This is a genomic window from Streptomyces spiramenti (assembly GCF_012034385.1).
Taxonomy (GTDB): Bacteria; Actinomycetota; Actinomycetes; order Streptomycetales; family Streptomycetaceae; genus Streptomyces; species Streptomyces spiramenti.
In genome coordinates, this window is sequence record NZ_JAAVJB010000037.1 from 23611 (window position 1) to 30071 (window position 6461).

Here is a 6461-nt window from a genome sequence, read left to right on the forward strand (position 1 = left end):
GGGAGGAAAGACGGGTCGACACGGTCCGGGCCACAATGGCCGTATGCGTGCGGAAGAGTCGGGAGACGGCCGGATCGGCAGAGGTGCGACCCCTGGCGGCGCGGCCCACTTCGGCGCGCCGGGGAACGCCGAACCGGGCGCCCCGGCGGCGCTGTTGACGGCCCGGATGACACCGCTGCTCCCCGACGCCGCGACCGCCGCCGCGCTGGCGGCGGAGCTGCTGGCGCGCTGGGCCGAACCCCACCGGGTCTACCACGCCACGCCCCACCTGGTGGCGGTGCTCGACCGTCTGGTCGAACTGGCGGACCACCCGGCGGATCCGACCGCCGTGGCGCTGGCGGCCTGGTTCCACGACGCGGTGTACGACCCCGCAGCCGCCGACAACGAGGAGCGCAGCGCTCGGCTGGCGGAGACACTGCTGCCGGCCGCCGGCTGCCCCGCGGCGCGGATCGCCGCCGTGGCCCGACTGGTGCGGCTGACGGCCGGGCACTCACCGGAACCGGGCGACCGCGACGGCGAGGCGCTGTGCGACGCGGACCTCGCCGTCCTCGCCGGGCCGCCCCGGAACTACGCCCACTACGCGGCGGCGGTCCGGCAGGAGTACGCGGCGGTCCCCGAGGCCGCCTTCCGCGAGGGGCGGGCGGCGGTGCTGCGGCAACTGCTGGCGCTGCCGAGCCTGTACCGGACCCCGTACGGCAGCAGGCACTGGGAGGCGACCGCCCGCTTCAACCTGCGGGCGGAGCTGGAGCTGCTCACCGCTTGACCGCCCCGACCCGACCCGCCCCGCCGACCGCCCGGACACCCGACCACCGGGGTCGCGGCAGCAACCCGCGGAGCCGTCAGAGGCCCGCACGACCGCCACGGGTCCGCGGAGCCGTCAGAGGCCCGCGCAACGCCAGCGACTCACGCAACCGCCAGAGGTCGGCCCATCGGCGGTGGGCGCCTCCGGTCCCCCGTCGACGGGCCACCGCTCAGCGTCGCCGCACCTGATCCGCGGGGGCGGCCGGGGCGAGGGGGCTGCGGCGGCGGCGACGGAGCCCGGAGGCGTGGAGGCGGCGGACCACCTCCCGGCTGCCGACCTCCACCGCGCCGTGCCCCACGGCGGCCCGGTAGGACTCGGCGGGAACGTCGTAGTGGTCGCGGTCGAAGGCCCGGCGCGGGAAACCGAGCTCGGCGGCGAATTCGTGCAGTTCGACCAGCGACTCGTCGCTGATGAGGTGGGACCACATGCGACCGTGCCCGGGCCATTCGGGAGGATCGATGTAGACCGTCATCGCGGTCACCCCTTCCGGAGGTCGGCCTCGGCTTTCCCACATTGGACCAGAGTCCCGCACACTTCGGAGCATCAAGGGCTTGACGGGGCACCCGCCGCGAAAATACCTTTCATTTGTGAGGAATGGCATGAAGGAAAATTTCAGTCGGAGGAGTGACCGGGTCCGGCCCGCGCCCGCGCAGCACCGCCCCGCGCCGCCCGAGCCCGGGGCCCTGGCCGCCAAGGTCCGCACGATGGCCCCCTCCATGACCCGATCCATGCAGCGCGTGGCGGAGACCGTCGCCGCCGACCCCGCGGGCTGCGCCGCCCTCACCGTCACCGGACTCGCCGAGCGCACCGGCACCAGCGAGGCGACGGTGGTCCGCACCGCCCGCATGCTCGGCTACCCCGGCTACCGCGACCTGCGGCTGGCGCTGGCAGGGCTCGCCGCCCAGCAGGCGTCGGGCGCGGCGCCCGCGATCACCACCGACATATCGGTGGACGACCCGCTGACCGACGTCATCGCCAAGCTCACCCAGGACGAGCGGCAGACCCTCGCCGACACCGCGGGCGCCCTCGATATCAGCCAGGTGGAGGCGGCCGTCAGCGCCATGGCCTCCGCCCGGCGGATCGACGTGTACGGCGTGGGCGCCTCCTCCCTCGTCGCGCAGGACCTCGCACAGAAGCTGCTCCGCATCGGGCTGGTCGCCCACGCCCACGCCGACCCGCACCTCGCCGTCACCAACGCGGTGCAGCTGCGCGCCGGGGACGTCGCCATCGCGATCACCCACTCCGGCCGCACCGTCGACGTCATCGAACCGCTCCAGGCCGCCTTCGACCACGGCGCCACCACCGTGGCCGTCACCGGCCGCCCGGACGGCGAGGTCACCCAGTACGCCGATCACGTCCTCACCACCTCCACCGCCAGGGAGAGCGAGCTGCGCCCCGCGGCGATGTCGAGCCGCACCAGCCAACTCCTCGTCATCGACTGCCTTTTCATAGGCGTGGCGCAGCGGACCTACGAGACCGCCGCACCCGCGCTGCGCAGCAGCTACGAGGCCCTGGCCCACCGCCACTCACCCCGCGACGTGCGCTGACCCCCGCGGGCAGCGCCGCCGCATTCCCCGTCCCGTCCTGCGAGAGAGCCGATCCCGGATGCCCACTCCCTATGGCGAGCTACAGGCACAGCTCAGCACCCTGACCACCGAGGCGTACCGTCCCGAACTGGCGGAGATCGACCAGCTGCCCACGCTGGAGATCGCCCGCACCATGAACCGCGAGGACACCGCGGTTCCGGCCGCGGTCGCCGCCCAGCTGCCGCGGATCGCGGCGGCCATCGACGACACCGCCGAGCGGATGGCGCGCGGCGGCCGTCTGCTGTACCTGGGCGCCGGCACCGCCGGACGTCTCGGCGTGCTGGACGCCAGCGAGTGCCCGCCCACCTTCAACACCGACCCCAGCGAGGTCATCGGGCTGATCGCCGGCGGGCCCGGCGCCATGGTCAACGCTGTCGAGGGGGCAGAGGACAGCAAGGAGCTGGCCGCCGCCGACCTCGACGCGCTGGGCACCGGTCCGGACGACGTCGTCGTCGGGATCTCCGCCTCGGGCCGCACCCCCTACGCGGTGGGCGCGGTCGAGCACGCGCGTCGCCTGGGCGCCCTCACCGTCGGCCTCTCCTGCAACGCGGGGTCGCCGCTGGCCGCAGCCGCCGACCACGGCATCGAGGTGGTCGTCGGGCCGGAGCTGGTGACGGGGTCGACCAGGCTGAAGGCGGGCACCGCGCAGAAGCTGGTGCTCAACATGATCTCCACCATCAGCATGATCAGGCTCGGCAAGACCTACGGGAACCTGATGGTCGACGTCCGCGCCTCCAACGAGAAGCTGCGGGCGCGCTCGCGCCGGATCGTCTCGCTCGCCACCGGCGCCGACGAGCCGACGATCGAGGCCGCGCTGGTCGCGACCGACGGCGAGGTGAAGAACGCCATCCTCACCATCCTCGGCGAGGTGGACGCCGCCACCGCCGCGCAGCTGCTCGCCACCTCCGGCGGGCACCTGCGCGCCGCGCTCACCGAGGCGGCGACGCTGCCCTGACCCCGCCCGCCCGGAGCGCGCGGCGCCCCCGGCCGCACGAACCGCTGACGGCGCTCCGGCTGCCCTCGTGAGGGGGAGCCGGGGCACCGTCGCCCCCGTGAGCACGCGCCCCGGGCGGTGATCCACCCGGTGCCGGGCCCGGTCAGTGCGCTCGACCGTCGCCCTCCGCCCGGGTACTCGGCCGGAGCTCGCGGTCAGAGCTCGCGGATGACGCGGGCCGGGTTGCCCACGGCGAGCACTCCGGCGGGAAGGTCCCGCGTGACGACCGCCCCGGCGCCGACGACCGTGTTCTCCCCGATGGTCACCCCCGGGCAGACGATGACGCCGCCGCCCAGCCAGACGTTGTCGCCGATGGTGATCGGTTCGGCCGCCTCCCACTTGGCGCGGCGCAGCTCGGCGTCGAGCGGGTGGGTCGGGGTGAGGAGCTGCACGTTGGGGCCGATCTGCACGTCGGCGCCAATGGTGATCGGGGCGACGTCGAGCATGGTCGCGCCGTTGTTGACGAAACTGCGCGGCCCGATGGTGATGTAGGAGCCGAAGTCCACGTGGAACGGCGGGCGGATCTCCGTCTCGTCGCCCAGCTCCCCGAGCAGCTCCGCCAGGATCGCCCGCCGTTCCTCCGGGCCGTCGGGGTCGGCGGTGTTGAACCGGTGGGTGAGCCGGGCGGACCGCGCGAGGTCGGCCTGGATCCCGGGGTCGTCGGCCTGGTACAGCTCCCCCGACTGCATCCGTTCCCGCTGGCTGCGGCCGTCCTCGGCCGCGCCACCGCCCACCACGCCGTCGTCCACGCTCGTCACCTGCGGTTCCTCCGTTCTCGTGGCCGCCGTCACGGCGGCCGTGCCGGTACCACCCGCCCCTACCCCGGCGGCGGGGTGCGCCACGCGCGGGCCCGTTCCCGCAAAACGCCCGAGGGCGGTACCCCAGGCCGTGAAGCCGGGGTACCGCCCTCGGTTGGTCGCTCTCGACGCGGTCGTGACGCGTCGCGACGGAACCCTGATCCGAACGGATCAGAAGTCCATGCCACCGCCCATGCCACCGGTCGGGTCCGGCGCACCGGCACCGGCCTTCTCGGGCTTGTCGGCGATGACGGCCTCGGTGGTGAGGAAGAGCGCCGCGATGGAGGCGGCGTTCTGCAGCGCCGAGCGGGTCACCTTGGCCGGGTCCGGGATACCGGCGGCCAGCATGTCGGTGTACTCGCCGGTCGCGGCGTTCAGGCCCTCGCCCACGGGGAGGTTGCGGACCTTCTCGACCACGACGCCACCCTCGAGACCGGCGTTGACCGCGATCTGCTTGAGGGGGGCCTCCAGGGCCAGCTTGACGGCGGCGGCACCGGTGGCCTCGTCGCCCACGAGCTCCAGCTTCTCCAGCACGACACCGGCCTGCAGCAGGGCGACGCCACCACCGGCGACGATGCCCTCCTCGACGGCGGCCTTGGCGTTGCGCACCGCGTCCTCGATGCGGTGCTTGCGCTCCTTCAGCTCCACCTCGGTGGCGGCACCGGCCTTGATGACGGCCACGCCGCCGGCCAGCTTCGCGAGGCGCTCCTGGAGCTTCTCGCGGTCGTAGTCCGAGTCGCTGTTGTCGATCTCGGCGCGGATCTGGTTGACGCGACCCTGCACGGCGTCGCTGTCACCGGCACCGTCGACGATGGTGGTCTCGTCCTTGGTGATGACGACCTTGCGGGCGCGGCCGAGCAGCTCCGTGCCGGCGGACTCCAGCTTGAGGCCGACCTCCTCGGAGATGACCTGGCCACCGGTGAGGATGGCGATGTCACCGAGCATGGCCTTGCGGCGGTCACCGAAGCCCGGGGCCTTGACGGCGACGGACTTGAAGGTGCCACGGATCTTGTTGACGACCAGGGTGGACAGCGCCTCGCCCTCGACGTCCTCCGCGATGATCAGCAGCGGCTTGCCCGACTGCATGACCTTCTCCAGCAGCGGCAGGAGGTCCTTCACGCTGGAGATCTTGGAGTTGACGATGAGGATGTAGGGGTCCTCGAGCTCCGCCTCCATGCGCTCCATGTCGGTGGCGAAGTAGGCGGAGATGTAGCCCTTGTCGAAGCGCATGCCCTCGGTGAGCTCAAGCTCCAGGCCGAAGGTCTGCGACTCCTCGACCGTGATGACGCCTTCCTTGCCGACCTTGTCCATGGCCTCGGCGATCAGCTCGCCGATCTGGGTGTCGCCGGCGGAGATGGAGGCGGTCGAGGCGATCTGCTCCTTGGTCTCGACCTCCTTCGCCTGCTCCAGGAGGGCGTTGGAGACCTGGGCCACGGCGGCCTCGATGCCGCGCTTCAGCGCCATCGGGTTGGCGCCGGCGGCGACGTTGCGCAGCCCCTCGCGGACGAGGGCCTGGGCGAGCACGGTGGCGGTGGTGGTGCCGTCACCCGCGACGTCGTCGGTCTTCTTCGCGACCTCCTTGACGAGCTCCGCGCCGATCTTCTCGTACGGGTCCTCCAGCTCGATCTCCTTGGCGATGGAGACACCATCGTTGGTGATCGTGGGGGCGCCCCACTTCTTCTCGAGGACGACGTTGCGGCCCTTGGGACCGAGCGTGACCTTGACGGCGTCGGCGAGCTGGTTCATCCCGCGCTCGAGGCCGCGCCGAGCCTCCTCGTCGAACGCGATGATCTTGGCCATGTGAAGTGGTCCTCCCGGATCGGGGTGGATTGCTCCGGACCGCGCTGGCGCCCGCGACGGACGGCACGCCCACACGGATGGTTCCCTGCTCCATCCGACGGGCGGGCCTCACCGACCCGGTCCTGAATCTGTCACTCTCACCCTCAGAGTGCTAATGCCCAATGATTAGCACTCGACCCCCACGAGTGCAAGCCTGAACCCGGAGAACCCAAGTGACGCCAGGGCTCGCCCCCCGGCGCATCGGCGTGCGCCGAACGGCGCGGAACCGCGGGCGAGCGCCGGTGACCGAGGCGTCCGAGCAGCGGCGGGCCGCACCGCGGCGGCACCGAAGGACGCCCGGCACGACGCCTCGGCGGGCACACCCGGCGCGCCCGGCATGACGGACACGCCAACTACGGCGAGCCGGCGGGCGAAAGGGCGAGGACAGACCCGCCCCACCCCACCCCGCCCCGGCGCGGGGAGCGGCGCGGGCCGGGCGGCGG

Annotated in this window: 6 protein-coding genes; 3 read left to right on the forward strand and 3 right to left on the reverse strand. The window is 73.0% G+C overall.

The features are described 5' to 3' along the window. Positions 1–43: 43 nt before the first annotated feature. Positions 44–763 (forward strand): HD domain-containing protein, encoded by a 720-nt coding sequence (locus tag HCJ92_RS07490; RefSeq protein ID WP_167932661.1) that lies wholly within the window; start codon positions 44–46, stop codon positions 761–763. 208 nt (positions 764–971) lie between these two features. On the opposite strand, the gene HCJ92_RS07495 is transcribed toward HCJ92_RS07490, so the two are convergent. Further along, positions 972–1274: a DUF4031 domain-containing protein gene (locus HCJ92_RS07495; protein ID WP_167932662.1), complete on the reverse strand. Its 303-nt coding sequence runs from the start codon at positions 1272–1274 to the stop codon at positions 972–974. Positions 1275–1401: 127 nt separating this feature from the next. On the opposite strand from HCJ92_RS07495, the gene HCJ92_RS07500 reads away from it, so the two are divergent. Both HCJ92_RS07500 and murQ read left to right on the forward strand, forming a co-directional pair. Continuing rightward, positions 1402–2349 (forward strand): MurR/RpiR family transcriptional regulator, encoded by a 948-nt coding sequence (locus tag HCJ92_RS07500; RefSeq protein WP_167932663.1) that lies wholly within the window; start codon positions 1402–1404, stop codon positions 2347–2349. Positions 2350–2407: 58 nt separating this feature from the next. Continuing rightward, entirely contained in the window at positions 2408–3343 is a 936-nt protein-coding gene (murQ, locus tag HCJ92_RS07505) for an N-acetylmuramic acid 6-phosphate etherase (protein WP_167932664.1), read from the forward strand. Positions 3344–3537: 194 nt separating this feature from the next. Here murQ and HCJ92_RS07510 read toward each other — a convergent pair whose 3' ends face one another. Continuing rightward, the gene (locus HCJ92_RS07510; protein ID WP_167932667.1) at positions 3538–4071 is read right to left on the reverse strand and encodes a sugar O-acetyltransferase; all 534 of its coding nucleotides are present in this window, start codon (positions 4069–4071) and stop codon (positions 3538–3540) included. A gap of 279 nt (positions 4072–4350) precedes the next feature. Beyond that, on the reverse strand, positions 4351–5979 hold the full coding sequence (groL, locus tag HCJ92_RS07515) for a chaperonin GroEL (protein WP_167932665.1): 1629 nt from the start codon (positions 5977–5979) through the stop codon (positions 4351–4353). Positions 5980–6461 lie beyond the last annotated feature (482 nt).